At 71.2% G+C, this 22,640-nt stretch carries 21 protein-coding genes; 12 read left to right on the top strand and 9 right to left on the bottom strand.

Annotated elements, in window-relative coordinates:
• Positions 1 to 28: 28 nt before the first annotated feature.
• The 5 genes from ACWAUO_RS04540 to ACWAUO_RS04560 all read left to right on the top strand — a co-directional run bounded on the left by ACWAUO_RS04540 (position 29) and on the right by ACWAUO_RS04560 (position 4,435).
• The gene (locus ACWAUO_RS04540) at positions 29 to 394 is read left to right on the top strand and encodes a HesB/IscA family protein (protein WP_460773446.1); all 366 of its coding nucleotides are present in this window, start codon (positions 29 to 31) and stop codon (positions 392 to 394) included.
• A 158-nt stretch (positions 395 to 552) separates the two neighbouring features.
• Complete coding sequence (gene ctaC, locus ACWAUO_RS04545; protein ID WP_460773448.1) at positions 553 to 1,434, top strand: aa3-type cytochrome oxidase subunit II; 882 nt, start codon at positions 553 to 555, stop codon at positions 1,432 to 1,434.
• A 2-nt stretch (positions 1,435 to 1,436) separates the two neighbouring features.
• Positions 1,437 to 3,194, top strand: coding sequence for an aa3-type cytochrome oxidase subunit I (ctaD, locus tag ACWAUO_RS04550; RefSeq protein ID WP_460773449.1), 1,758 nt, complete (start codon positions 1,437 to 1,439; stop codon positions 3,192 to 3,194).
• Positions 3,195 to 3,197: 3 nt separating this feature from the next.
• Positions 3,198 to 3,632: a cytochrome c oxidase subunit 4 gene (locus ACWAUO_RS04555; protein WP_460773451.1), complete on the top strand. Its 435-nt coding sequence runs from the start codon at positions 3,198 to 3,200 to the stop codon at positions 3,630 to 3,632.
• A 5-nt stretch (positions 3,633 to 3,637) separates the two neighbouring features.
• Positions 3,638 to 4,435, top strand: coding sequence for a PP2C family protein-serine/threonine phosphatase (locus tag ACWAUO_RS04560; RefSeq protein ID WP_460773453.1), 798 nt, complete (start codon positions 3,638 to 3,640; stop codon positions 4,433 to 4,435).
• 11 nt (positions 4,436 to 4,446) lie between these two features.
• On the opposite strand, the gene ACWAUO_RS04565 is transcribed toward ACWAUO_RS04560, so the two are convergent.
• The 6 genes from ACWAUO_RS04565 to ctaE form a co-directional block, all read right to left on the bottom strand.
• Complete coding sequence (locus ACWAUO_RS04565) at positions 4,447 to 4,857, bottom strand: rhodanese-like domain-containing protein (RefSeq protein WP_460773454.1); 411 nt, start codon at positions 4,855 to 4,857, stop codon at positions 4,447 to 4,449.
• 71 nt (positions 4,858 to 4,928) lie between these two features.
• Positions 4,929 to 6,110, bottom strand: a complete 1,182-nt coding sequence (gene hpxO / locus ACWAUO_RS04570; RefSeq protein ID WP_460773456.1) for an FAD-dependent urate hydroxylase HpxO — start codon at positions 6,108 to 6,110, stop codon at positions 4,929 to 4,931.
• Positions 6,111 to 6,227: 117 nt separating this feature from the next.
• Positions 6,228 to 8,030 carry a cytochrome bc1 complex cytochrome b subunit gene (gene qcrB / locus ACWAUO_RS04575; protein WP_460773458.1) on the bottom strand — a complete coding sequence of 601 codons (1,803 nt, stop codon included), beginning with the start codon at positions 8,028 to 8,030 and terminating at the stop codon, positions 6,228 to 6,230.
• Complete coding sequence (qcrA, locus tag ACWAUO_RS04580) at positions 8,027 to 9,082, bottom strand: cytochrome bc1 complex Rieske iron-sulfur subunit (protein ID WP_460773459.1); 1,056 nt, start codon at positions 9,080 to 9,082, stop codon at positions 8,027 to 8,029. Before qcrA ends, qcrB begins: the two co-directional genes overlap by 4 nt.
• Positions 9,083 to 9,121: 39 nt before the next feature.
• Complete coding sequence (gene qcrC, locus ACWAUO_RS04585) at positions 9,122 to 9,925, bottom strand: cytochrome bc1 complex diheme cytochrome c subunit (RefSeq protein ID WP_460773461.1); 804 nt, start codon at positions 9,923 to 9,925, stop codon at positions 9,122 to 9,124.
• 15 nt (positions 9,926 to 9,940) lie between these two features.
• The gene (ctaE, locus tag ACWAUO_RS04590; RefSeq protein ID WP_460773462.1) at positions 9,941 to 10,567 is read right to left on the bottom strand and encodes an aa3-type cytochrome oxidase subunit III; all 627 of its coding nucleotides are present in this window, start codon (positions 10,565 to 10,567) and stop codon (positions 9,941 to 9,943) included.
• Positions 10,568 to 10,739: 172 nt separating this feature from the next.
• Between ctaE and trpD the strand changes: the two genes are divergently transcribed.
• Positions 10,740 to 11,801: an anthranilate phosphoribosyltransferase gene (trpD, locus tag ACWAUO_RS04595; protein ID WP_460773464.1), complete on the top strand. Its 1,062-nt coding sequence runs from the start codon at positions 10,740 to 10,742 to the stop codon at positions 11,799 to 11,801.
• Positions 11,802 to 11,862: 61 nt separating this feature from the next.
• On the opposite strand, the gene ACWAUO_RS04600 is transcribed toward trpD, so the two are convergent.
• Positions 11,863 to 12,786: a 5'-3' exonuclease gene (locus tag ACWAUO_RS04600; RefSeq protein WP_460773465.1), complete on the bottom strand. Its 924-nt coding sequence runs from the start codon at positions 12,784 to 12,786 to the stop codon at positions 11,863 to 11,865.
• Between the two features lie 45 nt (positions 12,787 to 12,831).
• Here ACWAUO_RS04600 and ACWAUO_RS04605 point away from each other — a divergent pair, with 45 nt between their 5' ends.
• The gene (locus ACWAUO_RS04605; RefSeq protein WP_460773467.1) at positions 12,832 to 13,824 is read left to right on the top strand and encodes a PHP domain-containing protein; all 993 of its coding nucleotides are present in this window, start codon (positions 12,832 to 12,834) and stop codon (positions 13,822 to 13,824) included.
• Positions 13,825 to 13,970: 146 nt separating this feature from the next.
• On the opposite strand, the gene ACWAUO_RS04610 is transcribed toward ACWAUO_RS04605, so the two are convergent.
• Positions 13,971 to 14,486, bottom strand: coding sequence for a hypothetical protein (locus ACWAUO_RS04610; protein WP_460773468.1), 516 nt, complete (start codon positions 14,484 to 14,486; stop codon positions 13,971 to 13,973).
• A 163-nt stretch (positions 14,487 to 14,649) separates the two neighbouring features.
• Here ACWAUO_RS04610 and ACWAUO_RS04615 point away from each other — a divergent pair, with 163 nt between their 5' ends.
• The 5 genes from ACWAUO_RS04615 to ligA all read left to right on the top strand — a co-directional run bounded on the left by ACWAUO_RS04615 (position 14,650) and on the right by ligA (position 20,833).
• Positions 14,650 to 15,240: a nucleoside deaminase gene (locus ACWAUO_RS04615; protein WP_460773470.1), complete on the top strand. Its 591-nt coding sequence runs from the start codon at positions 14,650 to 14,652 to the stop codon at positions 15,238 to 15,240.
• A 72-nt stretch (positions 15,241 to 15,312) separates the two neighbouring features.
• On the top strand, positions 15,313 to 16,482 hold the full coding sequence (locus ACWAUO_RS04620) for a cysteine desulfurase family protein (RefSeq protein WP_460773472.1): 1,170 nt from the start codon (positions 15,313 to 15,315) through the stop codon (positions 16,480 to 16,482).
• Between the two features lie 9 nt (positions 16,483 to 16,491).
• Entirely contained in the window at positions 16,492 to 17,586 is a 1,095-nt protein-coding gene (gene mnmA, locus ACWAUO_RS04625; RefSeq protein ID WP_460773474.1) for a tRNA 2-thiouridine(34) synthase MnmA, read from the top strand.
• A gap of 196 nt (positions 17,587 to 17,782) precedes the next feature.
• A complete protein-coding gene (locus ACWAUO_RS04630; protein ID WP_460773476.1) occupies positions 17,783 to 18,448 on the top strand; it encodes a hypothetical protein in 666 nt (221 codons plus the stop codon).
• Between the two features lie 201 nt (positions 18,449 to 18,649).
• Positions 18,650 to 20,833: an NAD-dependent DNA ligase LigA gene (ligA, locus tag ACWAUO_RS04635; protein WP_460774353.1), complete on the top strand. Its 2,184-nt coding sequence runs from the start codon at positions 18,650 to 18,652 to the stop codon at positions 20,831 to 20,833.
• A 151-nt stretch (positions 20,834 to 20,984) separates the two neighbouring features.
• Here the strand turns inward: ligA and ACWAUO_RS04640 are convergent, their stop codons facing one another.
• Complete coding sequence (locus ACWAUO_RS04640; RefSeq protein ID WP_460773478.1) at positions 20,985 to 22,559, bottom strand: HNH endonuclease signature motif containing protein; 1,575 nt, start codon at positions 22,557 to 22,559, stop codon at positions 20,985 to 20,987.
• Between the last annotated feature and the right edge of the window lie 81 nt (positions 22,560 to 22,640).

Consider the following 22,640-nt stretch of genomic DNA (forward strand, 5'->3'; position numbering starts at 1 on the left):
ATCCGTCCGGTCGTCCCCGAGGAGAGCCATGACCGACACCACCCTGACCGTCGACCAGACCGCGCGCGAGCACGGCGTGCAGCTCACCGCAGCGGCCGCCGAGAAGGTGCAGCGCCTGCTCGGCCAGGAGGGCCGTGACGACCTGCGCCTGCGTGTCGCCGTGCAGCCCGGCGGCTGCAGCGGCCTGATCTACCAGCTCTACTTCGACGAGCGCCGCCTGGACGGCGACAAGGTCGTGGATTTCGACGGCGTGGAGGTCATCGTCGACGACATGAGCGTCCCGTACCTGGACGGTGCCGTCATCGACTTCAAGGACACGATCTCGGAGCAGGGCTTCACGATCGACAACCCCAACGCGCAGGGGTCCTGCGCGTGCGGCGACAGCTTCCACTGACGCGCCCGGCGCGCACCGGTCATCGGCGCGGTCGGACCCCGGTTCTTCCGGGGTCGGCCGCGCCGACGCGCGTGTCCGGCCTGAACGAATGGCCAGAACCCGGTGTGAGCTTGCTCTAGACTGAAGGAGCTTCATCCGTGACCCCTGAAAGGTGCACCGTGCCTTCGAAACGTCGACTGCGTTGGGCCGCCCTCCCCACCGGGGCAGCGGCGGCGGTGATCCTCGCCGGCTGCACTCCCACCCAAGAGCACGGCTTCCTGCCGGGCTTCGAGGAGACGAGCCAGCCCGCGACCAACCACACCGACATGGTGGCCGCCCTCTGGGTCAACTCCTGGATCGTGCTGCTCGCCGTGGGCGTCATCACCTGGGCGCTCATGCTCTGGGCGATGGCGATGTACCGCCGGCGCAAGGGCCAGACCGGCCTGCCCGTCCAGCTGCGGTACAACATGCCGATCGAGATCTTCTACACGATCGTCCCGCTGATCCTGGTCGTCGGCTTCTTCGCCTTCACGGCGCGTGACCAGACGATCCTCGAGACGCAGTACGACGACCCGGACGTCACGATCTCGGCCATCGGGAAGCAGTGGGCCTGGGACTTCCAGTACGGCGAGGACGACGACGCGGTCTGGACCATGGGCGTCCAGGCGCAGCCCGACCGTGCCGGCAACATCGACCAGGAGGCGCTGCCGACGCTGGTCCTGCCCGTCGACAAGAAGGTCCGCATCGACCTCGCCTCGCGTGACGTCATCCACTCCTTCTGGGTCATCGACTTCCTCTACAAGAAGGACCTCTACATCGGCAAGGACAACTCCTGGTCGTTCACCCCGACCCGTGAGGGCACCTTCGCCGGCAAGTGCGCCGAGCTCTGCGGCGAGTACCACTCGATGATGCTCTTCAACGTCGAGGTCGTCAGCGAGGACGAGTACGAGGACTACCTCGACACGCTCCGGGACAAGGGCCAGACCGGCAACATCCAGGACGCGTACGACCGGCTCCAGAACCTGCCGGGCACCGACGCTTCTTCCAAGGGAGACGAGTGATTATGGCGACCACGCTTCCGCCTCAGGAGACGAGCGCTCCGACGACCCTCCCGCCCCGTCAGGCGGCCCTGCTCAGTTCCTCGCGCGTCGAGTCCAAGGGCAACGTCATCGTCAAGTGGGTCACCTCGACCGACCACAAGACGATCGGCTACATGTACCTGATCGCGTCGTTCCTGTTCTTCCTCCTGGGCGGCGTGATGGCACTGATCATCCGTGCCGAGCTCTTCGAGCCCGGCATGCAGATCGTGCCCACCAAGGAGCAGTACAACCAGCTGTTCACGATGCACGGCACGATCATGCTGCTCATGTTCGCGACGCCGCTGTTCGCGGGCTTCGCGAACGCGATCCTGCCGCTGCAGCTCGGTGCCCCCGACGTGGCGTTCCCGCGTCTGAACGCCTTCGCGTTCTGGCTGTTCCTCTTCGGCTCGATCATCGCGGTCGCCGGCTTCCTCACCCCGTCGGGTGCGGCCTCGTTCGGCTGGTTCGCGTATCAGCCCCTCGCGAGCACGACGTTCACACCCGGCGTCGGCGGCAACCTCTGGATGCTGGGCCTCGGCATCAGCGGTTTCGGCACGATCTTCGGCGCGGTGAACTTCATCACCACGATCATCACGATGCGCGCCCCCGGCATGACCATGTGGCGCATGCCGATCTTCTCGTGGAACACGCTGATCACCAGCATCCTGATCCTCATCGCGTTCCCGGTGCTGGCCGCCGCCATCCTCGCCGCCGCCGCCGACCGCGTGCTCGGTGCGCACATCTACGACCCGCAGAACGGCGGCGTGCTCCTCTGGCAGCACCTGTTCTGGTTCTTCGGCCACCCCGAGGTGTACATCATCGCGCTGCCGTTCTTCGGCATCGTCTCGGAGATCTTCCCGGTGTTCAGCCGCAAGCCGATCTTCGGGTACAAGACCCTCGTCTACGCGACGATCGCGATCGCCGTCCTGTCGGTGTCGGTGTGGGCGCACCACATGTACGTCACCGGTGGCGTGCTGCTCCCGTTCTTCGCCTTCATGACGATGCTCATCGCGGTCCCGACCGGTGTGAAGATCTTCAACTGGATCGGCACCATGTGGCGTGGCTCGGTCACGTTCGAGACGCCGATCGTGTTCTCGCTCGGCTTCCTGGTGACCTTCGTCTTCGGTGGCCTCACCGGTGTGATCCTCGCCTCGCCGGCGCTGGACTTCATGCTCTCGGACTCCTACTTCGTCGTGGCGCACTTCCACTACGTCGTGTTCGGCACCGTCGTGTTCGCGATGTTCGCGGGCTTCTACTTCTGGTGGCCGAAGTGGACCGGCAAGATGCTCAACGAGCGTCTCGGCTACGTGCACTTCTGGATCCTGTTCGTGGGCTTCCACATGACGTTCCTCATCCAGCACTGGCTGGGCGTGGACGGCATGGTCCGCCGCTACGCCGACTACTCGGAGGCGGACGGCTGGACCTGGGAGAACCAGGTCTCCACGATCGGTTCGATGATCCTCGCCGCCTCGATGATCCCGTTCATCCTGAACGTCTGGATCACCGCGCGGAAGGCGCCCAAGGTCACCGTCAACGACCCGTGGGGCTACGGCGGTTCGCTCGAGTGGGCGACCAGCTGCCCCCCGCCGCGCCACAACTTCACGTCCATCCCTCGCATCCGCAGCGAGCGGCCGGCCTTCGACCTCAACCACCCCGAGGCCTCCGTGCCGGTGGGCGTGGGCCCGGCGAAGGACGCCCCCGATGCCCCGGTCGTCGACGCGGCCGACGGAAAGGTCAAGTGATCCATGCGTAGCAACATCGGTATCTGGTGGCTCCTGCTCGGGTTCTTCCTCTTCATCGACATCGTCTACACGGGCTGGAACATCCTCGCGAACCCCGAGATGGCGTGGCCCGACGCGATCGAGTGGGTCGGCACCGTGGCGCTCCTGTTCGGTGCGTTCATGTCCGCGATGATCGGCTGGTACGTGTCCCGTGTCGCCAAGGCGGCCGGTGGCCTGCTGCCCGAGGACAGCCTGACCGCCGACATCGACGACGGCGACCCGGAGATCGGTGAGTTCAGCCCCTGGTCCTGGTGGCCCATCGTGCTGGCCTTCTCGGTCGCCATCGGCGCGATCGGTCTCGCGGTCGGCAGCTGGATGGTCCCGATCGGACTCGGCGTCTTCGTCGTGGCCATCGTCGGGTGGGTCTTCGAGTACTACCGCGGGAACTTCGCGCGCTGAGGTCCATGGGATTCCGGCTTCTGACGGCCGCATCCTCCGAGACGGGGCACATCCGTGCCTCGAATCAGGATGCGGCCTTCAGCGCGCCCTGGGGTGCCGCCGTCGCCGACGGCGTGGGCGGTGGGCCCTCCGGGGACCTCGCGTCCGCGGCGTTCGTCCACCGGCTCGTCGCGGGCGGTCTGCGCGTCCGTGACGTCGACGACCTCGCCGTGCGCCTGCGCGAGGCGAATTGGGACCTCGGAGCGCACGTCCGTCGCGACCCGGAGCTCGCCGGCATGGCGACGACGTTCACCGGCCTGTTCCTCGCCGACGGCGACCGTCTGCTGCTCGCCCACGTCGGCGATTCGCGCGGCTACCGGCTGCGGCATGCGCAGCTCGAGCGGCAGACGCGGGACGACTCGTACGTGCAGACGCTCGTCGACCGGGGGCTCCTCGATCCGCAGGCCGCCGCGGTCCACCCGCGACGCAACATCATCACGGCGTCGTTCGCAGGCGGGGAGGCCGACCCGGTGACCGTGGCCGAGCGCGACGTCGTGCCCGGCGACCGGTGGCTGCTGTGCAGCGACGGCGTGAGCGACTACCTGGACGACGAGGAGCTCGGCCTGGCCCTGCTGCGGAACCGCAGCCCGCAGGCGGCCGCCCGTGCACTCGTCGCCGAGGCGCTCGAGGCCGGTTCGCGCGACAACGTGACCGCCGTGGTCTGCGACGTCGTCGAGGGGGCGTACGACGCGTGGGCGGCGCCTGCGTTCCACGGTTCGGCCGACGAGTGGTTCCAGGAGGACCTGGAGGTCAGCGCGTCCTGACGGCGCACCGCTCAGTCGCCCGCCACGACCCCAACGAGGGGGTCCTGGATGCGGGGGAGCGGACCCGCATCCGTCTCCGCCGGGTATCCCTCCCGGCGCCAGTACTCGTAGCCGCCGATCATCTCGCGCACCCGGTAGCCGAGGGCGGCGAGTTCGCGTCCGGCCTTGGCGCCGGCGTTGCAGCCGGGGCTCCAGCAGTAGACGACGACGTCGACGGCGGGGTCGAGCTCCTCCGCCGCGCGGGCCGCGATCTCCCGGTAGGGCATGTGGCGTGCACCGCGCACCCGCCCCTGCGCCCACGCGTCCGCGGAGCGCACGTCCAGCAGCGCGAACCGCTCACCGGCACGCTGCGCGGCGTACACGTCGGAAGCGTCGGTCTCGCAGGCGAGTTTGGTCTCGAAGTACTGCAGCGCGTCGATCATGCCCCCACGGTACGGGCGTGTCCGCCCGGCCACGAGGAGCCGGACGGACACGGACGCGTCGAAAACGGACGTCAGTCGAGGAGGCCGCCGCCGAGGTTGACCGGACTGTCGACGATGTTGCCCAGGATGCCGCCGATGACGTGTTCACCGGTCTCGACGCGCAGCCCGGCGTACCAGGCGTCGGTGGTCGCAGGATCGAACCCGTGCGTCTCCCAGCCGCGTTTGCGCGCCTTCAGGACGAGCTCGCCGGCCCGCTCGGTGCGGATCCGCTGGTAGCGCTGCAGTGCGTCCTGCGGCCCGAGCGTGTTCAGTGCGAACACGAGGCCGAGCACGAAGCTGTCCTCGAGCGCCGAGCAGGCGCCCTGTCCGATGTCCGGAGCGGTGTTGTGCGCGGAGTCCCCGAGGAGCGCGACGCGTCCGCGCACCCAGGTGTGGAACGGGTCGATGTCGAAGATCTCCACGCGGTTCAGGGAGGTCGCGGGATCGATCGCGTCGATGAGCCGGTGCACGCCGTCGGCCCAGCCGTCGAACGCGGCGCGCAGCGGGGCGGTGCCCTCCGAGCGGTCGTAGGGGAGGCCGGCCGGCTGCGGGACGTCGAAGAAGAAGTAGAACCGGTCGCCGGCCACGGGCATCACCGAGACGCGCTTGCCCTCCGCGACGTAGGTGGTCCACTGGTCGGCGGGGCCCACCGCCGTGTCGATCGGGACGAGGCCGTTGAAGTTCGTGTAGCCCGAGTACACCCGCTCCAGCTGCTCGCCGAGGACGTGCTCGCGCACGAGCGAGCGTGCACCGTCCGCGCCGATGAGCACGTCCGCGGTGTCGGACTCGCCGTTCTCGAACGTGACCGTGACGGCGTCCTCCGTCTGCGACACGCCGGTCATGCGCATCCCGAGCCGGATGCGGTCCATGCCGAACCGCTCCATGAGGAGCGCCTGGAGGTCGGCGCGTGCGACGGGGTAGGGACGCTGGCCGGTGCGCGCCGTGACCGGTGCCAGGCTGAACCGGCACATGTCCTCGCCGGTGTGGCCGTCGACGTACGCCATGGTGTCCATGACACCGCCGAGGGCCACCATGTCGTCGTGGAGCCCGAGCCAGTTCAGCACCTTGACGCCGTTCGGCCAGAGGGAGAGCGCGGCGCCGACCGGCTTGTTCTCCTTGATCTGGTCGTAGATGACGACCTCGTGGCCCAACCGCTGCAGTGCGATGCCCGCACTGGTCCCGCCGATACCTGCTCCGATGATGATGAAACGCACGGCCCCACGCTAGTGGGCACGCATTCCGGGAATGTTACAGCCATCAACATCGACGGAAACGCGGGAACGACGAAGGGCGGTCCGGAATGAACCGGACCGCCCTTCGTCGTGCGGGGATCAGCTGCGGGGAGCGTCGCCCTCGGTGTCGTTGGCCGCGTTCAGCCCCTTGGGGGAGGGCCACTCGGCGCTGGCCTTCTCGCCGACCGCGTTGGTCGGGTGGCCGTCCTCGGCGGCCCGCTGGGCGGCACCCTCGATCTCGGCCTGCTCCGCCTCGTCCATGTGCGACAGCTCGTGGTGCTGGTGCGCATCGGCGGCGGCGATCTCGGCCTGGGTGAGCGGGGTCAGGCGGTCCTCGAAGAACCAGCGCGAGAGCGACGCGCGGAGGTTCTCGTGCCACGGGATGTTGCCCTTGGCGTTCGGCCGCACGACCAGCGGGGCGTTGGTCTCGTAGTCGATGAGCTTCCAGCGGTCGTACTCGTCGACGGGCTGGTGCACCTCGATGTACTCGCCGCCGGGGAGGCGGACGATGCGACCGGACTCGTAGCCGTGCAGCACGATCTCGCGGTCCTTCTTCTGCAGCGCGATGCAGATGCGCTTGGTGACGAAGTAGCCGATGATCGGGCCCAGGATGAGGCTGAACTGCAGGAAGTGGATGACCCCTTCCATCGACAGCATGAAGTGCGTGGCGATGATGTCCGACGAGGCCGCCGCCCACAGCACCGCGTAGAAGATGACGCCGGCGGCGCCGATGGCGGTGCGGGTGGCCGCGTTGCGGGGGCGCTGCGCGATGTGGTGCTCGCGCTTGTCGCCGGTGATCCACGCCTCGATGAAGGGGTAGACGGCGACGAGCAGGATGAAGAGCACCAGCACGACGAGCGGGATGATGATGTTCCACGACCAGGTGTGGTTCCAGAACACCGACTCCAGGTGCGGCGGCACGAGACGCAGGGCGCCGTCGGCGAAGCCGATGTACCAGTCGGGCTGGGTACCCGCGGAGACGGGGGACGGGTCGTACGGGCCGTAGTTCCAGATCGGGTTGATCGTGAACAGCGACGCGATGAGGACGATCACACCGAAGGTGAGGAAGAAGAACCCACCCATCTTCGAGGCGTACACCGGGAGCATCGGGTAGCCGACGACGTTGCTGTTCGTGCGGGCGGGACCGGCGAACTGCGTGTGCTTGTTGATGATCATCAGCACGAGGTGCAGCGCCAGCAGCGCGACCAGGATCGCGGGCAGCAGCAGGATGTGCAGCGTGTAGAGGCGGCCGACGATCGCGTCACCGGGGAACTCGCCGCCGAAGAGCAGGAACGAGGTCCAGGTGCCGATGAGCGGGATGCCCTTGATCATGCCGTCGATGATGCGCAGGCCGTTGCCCGAGAGCAGGTCGTCGGGGAGCGAGTAGCCGGTGAAGCCCTCGCCCATGGCCAGGACGAACAGCACGAAGCCGATGACCCAGTTGAGCTCGCGCGGCTTGCGGAACGCGCCGGTGAAGAAGACGCGCAGCATGTGCACGCCGATGCCGGCGACGAACACGAGCGCGGCCCAGTGGTGGATCTGGCGGACCAGGAGACCACCGCGGAGGTCGAAGGAGATGTGCAGCGTCGAATCCAGCGCCGCGGACATCGCGACACCGCGCATGAGCGGGTACGAGCCGTCGTAGTGGACCTCGGCCATCGACGCCTGGAAGAAGAACGTCAGGTACGTGCCGGAGAGCAGCACGACGACGAAGCTCCACAGGGCGATCTCACCGAGCATGAAGGACCAGTGGTCCGGGAAGATCTTGCGCCCGAGCTCCTTGACGAGCCCGGAGACGCTCGTGCGCTCGTCGATGTAGTTCGCGGCCGCTCCGACGAAGCGTCCGCCGAGCGGGGCGTCCTTCTTCTGCTCAGGAGCGGAGGTGGCGGTTGCGGTACTCAATGACGCTCCCAGAAGCTCGGGCCGACGGGTTCGGTGAAGTCGCTCTGCGCGACGAGGTAGCCCTCGTCGTCCACCGTGATGGGCAGCTGCGGCAGCGGACGGGCGGCCGGGCCGAAGATGACCTTCGCGCCGTCGGCGACGTCGAACTGCGACTGGTGGCAGGGGCAGAGGAGGTGGTGGGTGAGCTGCTCGTACAGCGCGACGGGGCAGCCGACGTGCGTGCACACCTTGGAGTAGGCGACGATGCCGTCGTAGGACCAGTCCTTGCGGTCCTCGGCCTCGATGAGGTCCTCCTGCGGCAGGCGCATGAGCAGGACGATGGCCTTGGCCTTCTCGTCGAGGTAGCCCTCGTGGTGCGACAGCTGCGCGAGCTCCTCGGGGATGACGTGGAACGCAGAGCCGAGCGTGACCTCGGACGCCTTGATCGGGCGGCCGGTGGGGTCGATCGCGAGGCGCGAGCCCTTCTTCCACATCGTGTGCTGCAGCAGCTCGACCGGGTTCTCGTCCTCGGGGGCGAGGCCGCGGAAGAGGACGATGCCGGGGACCACGGATGCCGCGACGGCCGCGAACAGCGAGTTGCGGATCATCGTGCGGCGGCCGAAGCCCGACTCCTCGTTCGCGGCGGCGAACGCGGCGACCGCACCCTCACGGGTCGTGTCACGACCGCGCGTCGCGTGACGCGGCTCGATGTACTCCTTGTCGACCATGACGGCCTTGGACCAGTGGATCGCGCCGATACCGATCGCCAGGAGGGCGAACGCGATGCCGAGACCCACGAACATCGAGTTGTTGTGGACCGCGGCGAGCGTGCCGTCCAGCGGGAAGACCATGTAGGCCACGACGGCCCAGATGGACGCTGCGACCGACAGGTAGAACAGCGTGTAGACGGTGCGGACCGCGCGCTGCATGGCGGCGGGGTCCTTGTCGGTGATGCGCTCCCGATGCGGCGGCAGACCGGGGTTCACCGCCGGGTCGGACGCCTCCACGGCAAGACCGCTCGACGGCTTCCAGGAAGCCCTCTCATGCTCGAGCGGGTCGACATCGTGTGCCATGGTGCTCCTCGTACGTTCCGTATGTCTGTGAAAAGTTCGTCAGTTGGACTTCGCGGTGATCCACACCGTCACCGCGATGAGCGTGCCGATGCCGAAGATCCAGATGAACAGGCCCTCCGCGACGGGACCCAGTGAGCCCAGCGCGTACCCGCCGGGGGAGGGGTTCTCCTGCATCCACAGGAGTGCCGAGATGACGTCGCGCTTGTCCTCGAGGGTGAGGTTCATGTCGTTGAAGACGGGCATGTTCTGCGGGCCCGTGACCATCGCCGCGTACATGTTCAGTGCGGAGGTGTGGTGCAGGTTGGGGGCGTACTTGCCCTCGGTGAGCGCACCGCCCGCGCCGGCGACGTTGTGGCACATGGCGCAGTTGATGCGGAAGAGCTCGGCGCCCGCCGCGACGTCGCCCTGACCGTCCAGGACCTCCTCGGAGGGGTAGGACGGGCCGGGGGCGACGGCCTGGACGTAGGACGCGATGGCCTCGATCTGCTCGTCCGTGAACTGCACCGGCTTCTGCGGCGCCTGCGGGGCCTGGGCCTGCAGCGGCATGCGGCCGGTGGAGACCTGGAAGTGCACCGCGAGCTCGCCCACGCCGTAGAGCGACGGGCCGGACTCGGTGCCCTGCAGGTCGAGCCCGTGGCAGGTGGCGCAGTTGGCCTGGAAGAGCTTCTGGCCGTCCTCGACCGTGAGGGTCGAGGCGGTGGGCTCGGTCTCGGTCGTCGCGGCCACGGCCGCGGACGCGCCGGCGTAGACGCCGCCGGTGATGAGCAGACCGATCCCGATGAGGGCCGCCGCGGCGAGGGGGCTGCGCCGACCGGACTGCCGGTGCTTCTTGAAACGTGCCATGAGGGAGCTCCGGACTTATCGCAGGAAGTAGATGACGAGGAACAGGGCGATCCAGACGACGTCGACGAAGTGCCAGTAGTACGACACGACGATGGAGGTCGTCATCTCCTTGCGCCCGAAGTTCTTGACGGCGAACGCGCGACCGATCACGAAGAGGAACGCGACGAGACCACCGGTGACGTGCAGGGCGTGGAAGCCCGTGGTCAGGTAGAAGGCCGAGGCGTAGGCGTTCGCACTGATCGGCATGCCCTCCGCGACGAGCTGCGCGTACTCCCACACCTGACCGGTCACGAAGATCGCGCCCAGGGCGAAGGTGAGGAAGAACCACCCCGTCATGCCCCACTTCAGGGGGCTCTTGCCGGTGCGGTAGGGCTGGAAGCGCTCCGCGGCGAACACACCCATCTGGCAGGTCACGGACGAGAGCACGAGGATGATCGTGTTCACGGTCGCGAACGGGATGTTCAGCAGCGAGGACTCCTCCGCCCACAGCTCCGGGGAGGTGCTGCGCAGGGTGAAGTAGATCGCGAACAGGCCGGCGAAGAACATGACTTCACTGCCGAGCCAGACGATCGTGCCAACGGCCACCGGGTCAGGCCGTTTGACCGTGCGCAGGGCTTGGGAATACGTCGCTGGGGTCGTCACCCTTTCATTATGGCTGATAGTTGCCTGTGCTTCTTGCATCCGGACGCCGAAAACGGGTCGCCCCGAGCGTGCGTGACCGGTCCCGCCGCGGAATCACGGGGAAGGCGAGGTCGGGCGTTTCGTGTGCCGGGCCGCGGAAGTCGGCGTGCCCGCGCTCACTAGGATTGCGGTCATGACCGACCTGTACAGCTGGCCCGCGCTCCTGACCTCCCTCCTCGAGGGGGACGACCTCAGTGTGTCGGAGTCGACGTGGGCGATGCGGCAGGTCATGGCCGGGGAGGCGACCCCGTCGCAGCTGGCGGCGTTCCTGGTCGCGCTGCGGGCGAAGGGGGAGACGGTCGACGAGATCGTCGGCTTCCGCGACGCCATCCTCGAGTCGGCCCTCCCGCTGCCGGTCGACTCGCACGTGCTCGACATCGTCGGCACCGGCGGCGACCGGTTCGGCACGGTGAACATCTCCTCGATGTCCGCGATCGTGGCGGCCGCGGCGGGGGTGCCGGTCGTCAAGCACGGCAACAAGGCCGCCAGCTCTGCATCCGGGTCGTCCGACGTGCTCCGCGCCCTCGGCGTGGACCTCGCCCTGTCGCCCGAGGCGGTCGCCGAGACCCTGTCGCGCGCCGGCATCACGTTCGCGTTCGCGTCCGCGTTCCACCCCGGGTTCCGGCACGCCGGTCCGACGCGCGCCGAGCTCGGCATCCCGACCGTCTTCAACTTCCTCGGCCCCCTCTGCAACCCGGCGCGTGCGGAGGCGAACGCGGTGGGCGTCGCGCAGCTCGACCGGGTGCCGCTCATCACGGGCGTGTTCCGCACCCGCGGCGCGACGGCGCTCGTGTTCCGCGGCGATGATGGCCTGGACGAGCTCACCACGACCGGTCACAGCCGCGTGTGGGAGGTCTCGCTCGGCGACGTGCACGAGCACGACATCGACCCGCGGGACCTGGGCATCCCGCTCGCGGACATGGCCGACCTCATCGGCGGCGACCCGGAGCACAACGCCGGCGTGGTGCGGCGGGTGCTCGCCGGCGAACCGGGGCCGGTGCGCGACATCGTCCTGCTGAACACGGCCGCGGGCCTCGTTGCCTACCGGCTCTTCCAGGAGCCGACGCAGTCGCAGCGCCCGATCCTCGAGCGTCTCGCCGAGGCGAAGGATGCGGCCGCCGAGGCGATCGACTCCGGCGCGGCCGAGGCGAAGCTCTCGCAGTGGGTGGAGACCACCCGCTCCTTCGCGGCCTGACGACGGCCGTCGCGGCCGGTCACGTCGCCGTCCGCAGGCGACACCGGTCGCGGTCGCGGGCTCAGGCGGCGATGCCGGCGATCGCGAGCGCGGCGCGGTCGAACGCGGAGCCGACGCCCCAGCGGTCCGCGAACGCCTCCGCCGCGGCTTCGTCGGCGAGCGGGCGCAGGCGCGCCTCGGGCCGCTCGATCGGAAGGTCGCGGACGACGGCGACCACCTTCGGCGCCACCGCGAGGTAGTCCGCGGCGGCGGTGAGCTTCGCCCGCATCCCGGAGGACATGCCCTCACCCGCCTCGGCGGCGGCGATGATGCCGGCGAGGTCGCCGTGCGCGGCGAGCAGGGTCGCGGCGGTCTTCTCGCCGATGCCGGCGACGCCGGGGAGCCCGTCGGAGGGGTCGCCGCGGAGCGCGGCGAAGTCGGCGTACTGCGCGGCGTGCACGCCGTACTTCGCGAGGACGGTCGCATCCGTGACGGTCTCGAGCTTGCTCATGCCGCGTGCGGTGTAGACGACCGACACCTCGGCGTCGTCGTCGACGAGCTGGAACAGGTCGCGGTCGCCGGTGACGACGTCGACCGGCATGCCGGCACCGGTCGCGAGCGTACCGATGACGTCGTCCGCCTCGTGCTCGGCGACCCCGACGACCGGGATGCCGAGCAGCTCCAGCGATTCGCGGATGATCGGCACCTGCGCCTCGAGCGGGTCGGGCACCTCCTCGACGTCGGGCCCCGCAGCCACGACCTCGACGACCCGGTGCGCCTTGTACGAGGGGATGAGGTCGACGCGCCACTGCGGGCGCCAGTCGTCGTCCCAGCACGCGACCAGGTGCGTCGGCCGGTACGTGGAGACCAGCTTCGCAACGATGTCCAGCATCCCGCGCACCGCGTTCACGGCCGTGCCGTCCGGGGCCTTGATCGAGTCGGGCACGCCGTAGAACGCCCGGAAGTACAGCGACGCGGAGTCGAGGAGCATGAGACGGTCGGTCACGGGCTCATCCTGTCACGACGGCGTCCGCGGGGGCAGACTGAGTCGATGGACCCCCTCGAGGCGCTCACCGAGATCGTGACGCTGCTGGAGCGGGAGCGTGCCTCGCGCTACCGGTCGAAGGCGTTCCGCGCCGCGGCGGATGCGATCGCCGGGATGACGCCGGCACAGCTGCGTGACCGTGACCGGCTGCGACGCACGCCGGGGATCGGCGATCGCACACTGACCGTCATCGAGGAGGCGCTCGCGGGGGAGGTGCCGGCGTACCTCGTCGACCTCCGCGCCCGCACCGGTGCGGTGGCGAGCGGACTGCGGGCGGAGCTGAAGGGCGACCTGCACGCGCACAGCGACTGGTCGGACGGACTCACCCCGATCGCCGACATGGTGGGCGCGGCCCGTGGGCTCGGCCACGAATACCTCGCGCTCACCGACCATTCGCCGCGGCTGCGGGTGGCGAACGGGCTGAGCGCCGAGCGGCTCGCCGAACAGCTGGAGCTCGTCCCCGGGTTCACCGGCGACGGGTTCACCCTGCTCGGCGGGATCGAGGTGGACATCCTCGAAGACGGTGCGCTGGACCAGGAGGACGCCCTGCTGGAGCGCGTGGACGTCGTGGTCGCGAGCGTCCACTCGAAGCTGCGGATGGACCGGCGGCCGATGACCGCACGGATGCTGCGAGCGGTCCAGCATCCGCACACCGACGTCCTGGGGCATTGCACCGGGCGGCTCGTGGAGGGGAGCCGCGGGACCCGGCCGCAGTCGGAGTTCGACGCGGAGGCGGTGTTCGCCGCGTGCGCACGTCACGGTGTCGCGGTCGAGGTCAACTCGCGGCCGGAGCGGCAGGATCCGCCGGACGACCTCATCCGGATCGCACTGGACGCGGGATGCCTGTTCTCGATCGACAGCGACGCGCACGCGCCCGGACAGTTGTCGCTCCTCGACCACGGCGCCGCGCGGGCCGAGGCGGCCGGTATCCCGGCCGAGCGGATCGTCACGACCTGGCCGCTGTCGCGGCTGCGGGACTGGCTCGACCGGGACCGGTGATCAGTCCTCGTCGTCCTCGGCGGGCTCGTGGATCGGCGGGAGGGTGGGGTCGTCGGGGGCGGGGTGCGGATCTGCGGTGCTCATGCGTCGACCCCACACCGCATCCGTCCCGCGCCCAAGGGCTTGACGGAACGTCGCCCGGCGTCTCAGCCGACCCCGACGGCGAGGATCATCGCCAGCACGGAGGCGCCCATCGCGGCATACTGCACCCGGTCGAGCGGCGGATGCCGACGGATCGCCGCGACCCCGGACCACCCGGCGTAGACGAGGGCGGCCAGTGCCACCGAGGCCGTCAACGCTGCAGGGTCCCCGCCGTGCGCATGGCCACCGCCGGAGGCCGCCGTGCCGGCATGCGGGACGAGCAGCAGCACCGCCATGACGACGATCCCCAGCCCGGTGTGCAGGGTCATCGCGTCCGCCCGGTGCGCCCGGCCGCGGCGACGCGCGCTCCGCACCGCGGCGAGCGCCATCGCCGTGGTCAACAGCGCCGCCGCGCCGAACACGGGGGCGACCAGCCGCATCGTCGCCATGTCCAGCATGGCCAGGAGCATGACGGTCGATGCGGCCAGCTCCGGCATGCGCACGCGGCGTCGGTCCGCGGCCAGGCAGCATGCCCCGACGGCCGCCGGTGCGAGCGCCCAGAGGTGCAGGATCTCCGTCACGGTCCCCATGGTGGTGCGCGGGGTCGCCGGCGCCGTGACCGTGCGCGCCCGCCGGTTGACCGGGCGCGCACCGATCCGGCCACACCGGGGCGCTCCGGACGGCGGGCGCGCGCGCCACGACGCCGTAACAGTCCCGACACGTGGGTCGGTCAGGATGCTGCCCATGTCACTCGTCACCGGTTTCTCCGCATCCCTGCCCGCCTGGCTCACTGCCGAGCTGGACACGCTCCCCACGGTCCTGCCGACCCTGGAGGAGCGGATGGACCTCGTCAACGCGCTCGCCGACCGCAACTGGCGTGAGGGCAGCGGCGGGCCGTTCGCGGCGATCGTGGTGGACGCGGCGACCGGGGAACTCGTCTCGGCGGGGGTGAACGTCGTCCTCGCGACCGGCATCACGTCGATGCACGCCGAGGTGACGACCCTGAGTCTCGCGCAGACGGCGCTCGGCCGATGGGACCTCGGCGCCGACGGTGCCGACCTGCAGCTCGTCGTCAACTGGCGGCCCTGCGTCATGTGCTACGGCGCCACCATGTGGAGCGGCGTGCGCTCGCTGGTGGTCGCCGGTGAGGGGCCGCTGCTGGAGGAGCTCACCGGCTTCGACGAGGGTCCCGTCGTCTCGGACTGGGCCGAGCAGTTCGAGGCCCGCGGCATCCGCGTCACGATCGGCGTGCGCCACGACGAGGCCGTCGCGGTGTACCGCGCCTACGGCGAGAGCGACCCGCTCGTCTACAACGCCCGCGGCGCCGTCGCCTGAACCCGCCGTCGGACCGGACCGGGCTGGGGGCGGCCCGGCCCGACGGTGCCGCGGTGGTGAGAGAGTGGAAGGGTGACGTACCTCGACCACGCGGCCACCAGCCCCCTCCGTCCCGAGGCGCGGGCGGCTTGGCTCGCGGCGAGCGAGGTGGTGGGGAACGCGTCGTCGATCCACCGCGGCGGGCAGGACGCGCGACGTCTGCTGGAGGAGTCCCGCGAACAGGTCGCGGCGGTCCTGGGCTGTGACCCGGTCGAGGTCGTGTTCACCTCCGGCGGCACCGAGTCCGTCAACCTCGCCCTGCAGGGCCTGTGGGGCGCCCGGGACCCCGGACGACCGACGCTCGTGCTGCCCGACGGCGAGCACCACGCGACCATGGACACCGCCCAGCGGCTGTGGGCCGACCGCGGCGCGCAGCTGCGCCATGTCGGACTCGACGCGCACGGGGCGATCCCGGTGCCGCGGTTCCGCGCCGCGCTCGCCGACGCCGCCCTCGCGACCGCGATGATCGCGAACAACGAGGTCGGCACGGTCAACGACGCCGCGGGCCTCGCGGCGGCCGCAGCGGATGCGGGTGTCCCGCTGCACCTGGACGCCGTCGCCGCGCTCGGGCACCTCCCGTTCTCCTTCGCCGCGCTCCGCGGCGACGCGGACGCCGGTGTCGGGCTGTGCGCGCTGAGCGTCTCCGCGCACAAGGTCGGCGGTCCGGTCGGCGTCGGCGCCCTCGTGGTCGCACGCACCGCCCGCATCCAGCCGCTGCTGCACGGCGGCGCGCAGCAGCGGGGCCTGCGCCCCGGGACCCAGGACGTCGCCGGTGCGGTCGCCTTCGCCGCCGCGGCGGTCGCGACCGTGGCCGAGCGGGACCGCGAGGCGGCGCGGCTCACGGCGCTCCGCGAGCGGCTCATCGCCGGCGTGCTCGCCCTCCCCGGCACGCGCCTGCTCGGCGACCCGGTGCGGCGCCTCCCCGGGAACGCGCACGTGCTCTTCGACGGCGCAGCGGGGGAGACCCTGCTGTTCCTGCTCGATCAGGCGGGCATCCAGGCCTCGACCGGGTCCGCGTGCCAGGCGGGGGTCGCGGAGCCCTCCCATGTCGTGCTCGCGCTGGGGCTCGACGAGGTCGCCGCCCGGTCCGTCCTCCGGTTCACCCTCGGCCGCACCAGCACGCGGGACGACGTCGACGCGCTGCTGCGCGTGCTGCCCGACGCACTCGCCCGGGCCAGAGCCGCCGCATCCGTCCGCTCGTAGACTGGACGGATGCGGATCCTGGCGGCGATGAGCGGAGGCGTGGACTCCGCGGTGGCCGCGGCGCGCGCGGTCGACGCGGGCCACGACGTGGTCGGGGTGCACCTCGCCCTGTCCCGGGCGGGCGGCACCCTGCGCGCCGGCAGCCGCGGGTGCTGCACGATCGAGGACGCGATGGACGCCCGTCGCGCCGCCGACCGGCTCGGCATCCCGTTCTACGTGTGGGACTTCTCCGAGCGGTTCCGCGACGACGTGATCGAGGACTTCGTCTCCGAGTACCGCGCCGGGCGCACCCCGAACCCCTGCATGCGCTGCAACGAGAAGATCAAGTTCGCCGCGCTGCTGGAGCGTGCGCTCGAGCTCGGCTTCGACGCGGTCTGCACCGGCCACTACGCCGCGCTCGTGGACGGGCCCGACGGGCGTGAACTGCACCGGGCGAGCGATCAGGCGAAGGACCAGTCGTACGTGCTCGGGGTCCTCACCGCCGAGCAGCTCGCCCACACCTACTTCCCGCTCGGCGACACCCCGTCGAAGGCACTCGTCCGTGCCGAGGCCGAGGCCCGGGGGCTGAGCGTCGCGCACAAGCCGGACAGCCACGACATCTGCTTCATCCCCGACGGCGACACCCGCGGCTGGCTGGCCGAGCGCGTCGGCGCCGAGTCCGGGCCGATCGTCGACCGGGCCGGCGCGGTCGTCGGCGAGCACGAGGGCGCGCACGCCTACACCGTCGGACAGCGCCGCGGGCTCCGGCTCGGGGTGCCCGCGCCCGACGGCAAGCCCCGGTTCGTCCTCGAGGTGCGACCCGTGTCGAACACGGTCGTGGTGGGGCCGAAGGAGGCGCTCGCGACCGCCGAGATCGCGGGGGAGCGGCACAGCTGGGCCGGAGCGGCGCCCGCGGAGGGCGCCTTCGACTGCGACGTGCAGATCCGTGCCCACGCCGATCCGGTGCCGGCTCGCGCCGAGGTGCGCGACGGCACGGTCACCGTCCGGCCGGTCGAGCCGCTCGACGGCGTCGCGCCGGGGCAGACCGCCGTGCTCTATCGCGGCACGCGCGTGCTCGGACAGTTCACGATCGACCGCACCGTCTCCGCGGTCCCCGCCGCGTAGCGCCGTCCGGGGCACGTTCGCGAAGCCCGGTTCGTCGCGAAGCCCGGTTCGGTCGGACGGTGACCGCTGCCGGACGACCGCGTCCGCTCCTCCCCAGCGCGTGCGCCCACGCGCCGGTCCACAGCCGGGGCGGGGACCACGGGTGGAGGGGCTGCGGATCCGTACCGTCGGGGCTCCCGACCCCCGAGGAGCGACCATGTCCCGTCCGTCCCGTCCCGCCCGCGTCCTGGCACTGCTGGCGGTGCCCGCCCTGCTGTTCGGCTGCGCGCCCGGAGGGGACGCGCAGCCTGTCGACGCGGTGTCCCCGCCCGCCGCGGCCGCACCCTCGACGAGTGCGCCGGGAGCGAGTGCGCCCGGAGCGAGTGCGCCCGGGGGCGGCGCCGCCCGCGTGCCGGTCGAGGTGGACCGCGACGCACCCGTCGCCTACGCCGCCGGCGAGGTGCGCACCCCCTGCTACCGGTACCGCGCGCCCGACCCGTCGTGGACGCTCGTGCCCGGCTCCGCAGGCTGCAGCACGGGGGTCGCGTTCGGTGACGACATGCTCTCGGTCGTGCAGGTGCACGCCGTGACCGCCGTCGGCACGCTCGACGAGCTCGCGGCCCGCACGGTCCAGGGCGATCCGGGTGCGACCGTCGAACCCGTCACCGTCGGCGGACACGACGCCGTCCGGGCGGTCTCGTCCACCGGGGCCGGTGCCGTGCCGGTCGCGTCCGTCGTCATCGCCTACCCCGATCCGGGGCTCACCGGCGGCGGCGATCCCCTCACCGCGATCGTCGTGTCCGCCGCATCCGGTGCCGCGTTCGACGGCTTCGTGGAGCGGATCGTGGCGTCGCTCGTGCGGCCCGACGGCTCGCCGATCTGAGGGCAACCCCGTCGCCGTGTCGCACCCGCTCCGTAGACTTGCGGGGTGACGGATGCGGCGGAGGAATCGATCGACACGACGCTGACCTTCGAGGCGGCGAAGGCGGAGGCGGCGGAGCTCACGGAGCGGATCATCGCCGCGCGCGACGCGTACTACGGCGCCGACGCGGAGGTCGTCGACGACGCCACGTACGACGGGTGGATGCGGCGGCTCGAACAGCTCGAGCGGTCGTTCCCCGAGCTGCAGGGACAGGATTCCCCGACCCAGTCGGTCGGGGCGGCGCAGGGCACCGACCTGGCGACGATCGAGCACGCCGAGCGCATGCTCAGTCTCGACAACGTCTTCTCGCCGGAGGAGCTGCGCGACTGGTGCACGAAGACGGCGGCGTCCGCCGGCCGCGGCGTGCACTGGCTGACCGAGCTGAAGATCGACGGGCTCGCGATCAGCCTTCGCTACGAGCACGGCGTGCTGACGTCCGCCGCGACCCGCGGCGACGGGCGGATAGGCGAGATCGTCACCGAGAACGCGCTGCGGCTCGCCGACATCCCGGAGCGGCTCTCGGGCACCGGGCACCCCGCGCTCGTCGAGGTGCGCGGCGAGGTGTTCATCCCTGTCGAGGCGTTCGAGCGGCTGAACGCCCTGCAGGCGGAGCTGCGCGAACGCGCGGTCGCCGAGGCGCGTGAGCGCTGGGAGTCGCGACGCGGTGCGTCCGGCGAGTTCGACGAGGAGAAGGCCCGCGCGGCCGCGCAGCGCCGGTTCCCCGCCTTCGCCAATCCGCGCAACGCCGCGAGCGGCGGGCTCCGCCAGCAGCTGGAGAAGAAGACGGGGCTCGAGCGGGAGTCGGCGCTGGAGCGGATCTCGTCGCTGCGGTTGTACGTGCACGGCATCGGGGCGTGGCAGGACCCGCCGGTCGCCGCGCAGAGCGAGGTGTACGGGCTGCTCGCCGGCTGGGGGCTCCCGGTCAGCGGGCACAACCGGGTGAACGCCGACATCGACGGCGTGTTGGAGTTCGTCGCGTACTACGGCGAGCACCGGCACGACGTGGAGCACGAGCTCGACGGCATCGTGGTGAAGGTCGACGAGCTGGCGCTGCATGACGAGCTCGGGGCGACCAGTCGCGCGCCGCGCTGGGCGATCGCGTACAAGTACCCGCCCGAGCAGGTGAACACCCGCCTCCTCGACATCGTCGTGTCGGTGGGGCGCACCGGGCGTGCGACGCCGTACGCCGTCATGGAGCCGGTGCGGGTCGCGGGGTCCGTGGTGCGGCAGGCGACGCTGCACAATCAGGACGTCGTGAAGGCGAAGGGCGTGCTCATCGGCGACACCGTGGTGCTCCGCAAGGCGGGCGACGTCATCCCCGAGGTGCTGGGTCCGGTGGCGGAACTCCGCGACGGCAGCGAGCGTGCGTTCGTGATGCCCGCCGAGTGCCCGGAGTGCGGCACGCCGCTCGCCCCCGCGAAGGAGGGCGACATCGACCTGCGGTGCCCGAATTCCCGGTCCTGCCCCGCCCAGGTGCGCGGTCGGGTGGAGCACATCGGTTCGCGCGGCGCGCTCGACATCGAGGCGCTCGGCGAGGTGACGGCGGCCGCGCTCACGCAGCCGCAGGTGCCCGAGGCGCCGCCGCTCGACACCGAGGCCGGGCTGTTCGACCTGACGCTCGAGCAGCTCGTGCCGATCGAGGTCGTCGTCCGCGACGCCGAGACCGGGCTGCCCAAGGAGAACGAGGCGGGCGTCGTGAAGACCCGCAGCCCGTTCCGGCGGAACCCGACCGCCGATGAGAAGAAGGCGGGGCTCACCGGGCCGCAGCCGTCCGGGCAGGCGGTGAAGCTCCTGGAGGAGCTCGAGAAGGCGAAGACGAAGGACCTGTGGCGGCTGCTCGTGTCGCTGAACATCCGGCACGTCGGGCCGGTCGCCGCCCGTGCGCTCGCGCAGTGGTTCGGTTCGCTGGACGCCATCCGGGCCGCATCCCGCGAGGAGCTGGCGGCGGTCGAGGGCGTCGGCGGGATCATCGCCGACGCGGTGCTCGACTGGTTCGAGGTCGACTGGCACCGCGAGATCGTCGACCGGTGGGCGGCGGCAGGCGTGCGCTGGGCGACGCCGGGACATCCCGGCCCGGGCGCCGCGGATGCAGAGGGCGGCGTGCTCAGCGGCTACACGGTCGTGGCGACCGGTTCCCTCGAGGGGTACACCCGTGAGGGCGCACAGGAGGCGATCATCGCCGCCGGCGGCAAGGCCGCGTCCAGCGTCTCGAAGAAGACCGATTTCGTCGCGGCGGGACCGGGCGCGGGGTCGAAGCTGGCGAAGGCGGAGGAGCTCGGCATCCGGATCCTCGATGCCGCGCAGTTCAAGATCCTCGTCGAACAGGGGCCGGACGCGCTGGGCTGACCCGGGGGAGCCCGCACAACGCCACGGCAGCACCCCGCCGACATGGATCCCGGCTGTCGGCGCGGCCGGGTGGGTGTGACACCGCCCACCCCGCGGTCGTGCCGTGGTTCGCCGGGCGTGGGCGACCTGGGGCGACGTGCGGGCACCGGACTCAGAACGGTGGTGGCTCGGTGCCGGTGCCGGTGCCTGTGCCCGTGCCGGTGCCTGTGTGGGTACCGGTGTGGGTGTCGGGGGTGAAGGTGATGGTGGCGGGTGGTCGGTCGTGGTGGGTGCGTCCGGTGGGGCTTCGCCATTCGATGACGCCGCCTGTGCGTTGTCGCACGGTCCAGGCGGTGTGGTGTTTGAGGGTGTGGTGGCGTCGGCACAGGTGGGCGAGGTTGTGGAGGCTGGTGTCCCCGCCGAGGGCGGCGTCGATGGTGTGGTCGAGGTCGGCGCCGCGGGCGAGGCGTCGGCAGCCGGGGAACCGGCAGTGTTCATCCCTCGCGCGGAGGAGGCGTTTGAGCGCTTCGGGTGGCCGGTACCGGTCGACGTCGAGGACGGTGCCGGTGTACGGGTGGGTGAGGACCCGGTCCCACCCGGATGCTGCCCCGACGAGGCGTTTCGCGGTGTCGGGGTCGATGGGTCCGTGCCCGGCCAGCAGCGCGGGTGCGTTGCCTTGGCCGGCGGCGGTGAGGACGGGGACGGTGACCTGCACGTGCCCGGTGACCGCGGTCAGGCCGTCGCCGTGGGCGACGGTGCCGCCGGCGAGGAGGAGGTCGGCGAGCACGTCCGCCCGGAGCTGATCCAGCGTCCGCGGGTCGCCGGCACCGGCCGCCGGTGGGGTTCCCAGCTGCCCGTGCCGGGCGGGACGGGTGGCGTCCGTGACGAACGTCGGGGCGTCGTCGTGCGAGTGGTTGTGCGCTGGCTCCTGCCCGTGTTGGCGGGCGGGACGTTTGGCCCCGGTCGTGGCGGTCGCAGGACCGGTGTCGCCGATCGTGGCGGAACCGGGATTGCAGTCTGCGGCGTGTGGGGCACCGGTGGTCGGGGCCTCAGCATCCGCGTCGCCCTGCGCCTGGGCGACAGCGTCACCGTCCCCGTGACTGCCCTCGCCGTCGCGGACGGTGGTGGCCATGCGGGTGAGCCGGTCGTGGATCGCGTAGGCGAGGGTCGCGGGAAGGTCCGCGAGCAGCCGGGCGAACCCGTCGTCCAGGTCGATCACCCGCACCCGGCGTTCCGCGTGCCGTTCCGCGACCCGCTCGGCCGCGCCGTCCGGGTCGATGCGGGCGGCGACGACCCGGGTGATGTGCCGCATCCGCCCGGCGGCCTCCGTCCGCGCCGCGTCGAGCACGATCTGCTCGTACCGGTCCCGGTGCTCCGGGGTCAGCGGGATCCCGGCGCCGAGGATTGCGGACACCTGCCCGGCATCGACCTCGCCCCGCTCCCACGCCGCCGTTGTGGCGGGAAACCCGGACCGCAGCGACGCCGCATCCCCGAGGCGGCGTTGCACCGCCGCATCCGACAGTCGCAACGCGGTCGCAAGCTCCGCGCACACCTCCCGCAACGGGATGTCACCCTCACCGAGCCGGCCCTCCGCACGCAGCGCCGCCTGCCGCTCCAGCACCAGCTCCACCGCATCCGCGAACACCCGCGCTTCCGCGGCCTGCGCGACCGCGACCGCACGATGCGCTGCCGCAGCATCCCGCACCAGCGCCTTCAGCCGGTCGAGATGCCCGGTGCCCGTGCCCATGATCGCTCCTCATCCCACCACCCATCCGGGTGGCATCGGGGTCGCACGAAATGGGCACGTGTGCGGCGGTTCCTGATACCC

Source organism: Microbacterium sp. GXF7504, from assembly GCF_054798235.1.

Coding starts and splice junctions, on each gene's coding strand:
- qcrA (WP_460773459.1), bottom strand. CDS start 9,082: ATGGCACACGATGTCGACCCGCTCGAGCATGAGAGGGCTTCCTGGAAG.
- mnmA (WP_460773474.1), top strand. CDS start 16,492: ATGCGGATCCTGGCGGCGATGAGCGGAGGCGTGGACTCCGCGGTGGCC.
- ACWAUO_RS04560 (WP_460773453.1), top strand. CDS start 3,638: ATGGGATTCCGGCTTCTGACGGCCGCATCCTCCGAGACGGGGCACATC.
- qcrC (WP_460773461.1), bottom strand. CDS start 9,925: ATGGCACGTTTCAAGAAGCACCGGCAGTCCGGTCGGCGCAGCCCCCTC.
- ACWAUO_RS04565 (WP_460773454.1), bottom strand. CDS start 4,857: ATGATCGACGCGCTGCAGTACTTCGAGACCAAACTCGCCTGCGAGACC.
- ACWAUO_RS04540 (WP_460773446.1), top strand. CDS start 29: ATGACCGACACCACCCTGACCGTCGACCAGACCGCGCGCGAGCACGGC.
- ACWAUO_RS04630 (WP_460773476.1), top strand. CDS start 17,783: ATGTCCCGTCCGTCCCGTCCCGCCCGCGTCCTGGCACTGCTGGCGGTG.
- ACWAUO_RS04555 (WP_460773451.1), top strand. CDS start 3,198: ATGCGTAGCAACATCGGTATCTGGTGGCTCCTGCTCGGGTTCTTCCTC.
- ACWAUO_RS04615 (WP_460773470.1), top strand. CDS start 14,650: ATGTCACTCGTCACCGGTTTCTCCGCATCCCTGCCCGCCTGGCTCACT.
- ligA (WP_460774353.1), top strand. CDS start 18,650: ATGCGGCGGCTCGAACAGCTCGAGCGGTCGTTCCCCGAGCTGCAGGGA.
- ctaD (WP_460773449.1), top strand. CDS start 1,437: ATGGCGACCACGCTTCCGCCTCAGGAGACGAGCGCTCCGACGACCCTC.
- ACWAUO_RS04640 (WP_460773478.1), bottom strand. CDS start 22,559: ATGGGCACGGGCACCGGGCATCTCGACCGGCTGAAGGCGCTGGTGCGG.
- trpD (WP_460773464.1), top strand. CDS start 10,740: ATGACCGACCTGTACAGCTGGCCCGCGCTCCTGACCTCCCTCCTCGAG.
- ACWAUO_RS04605 (WP_460773467.1), top strand. CDS start 12,832: ATGGACCCCCTCGAGGCGCTCACCGAGATCGTGACGCTGCTGGAGCGG.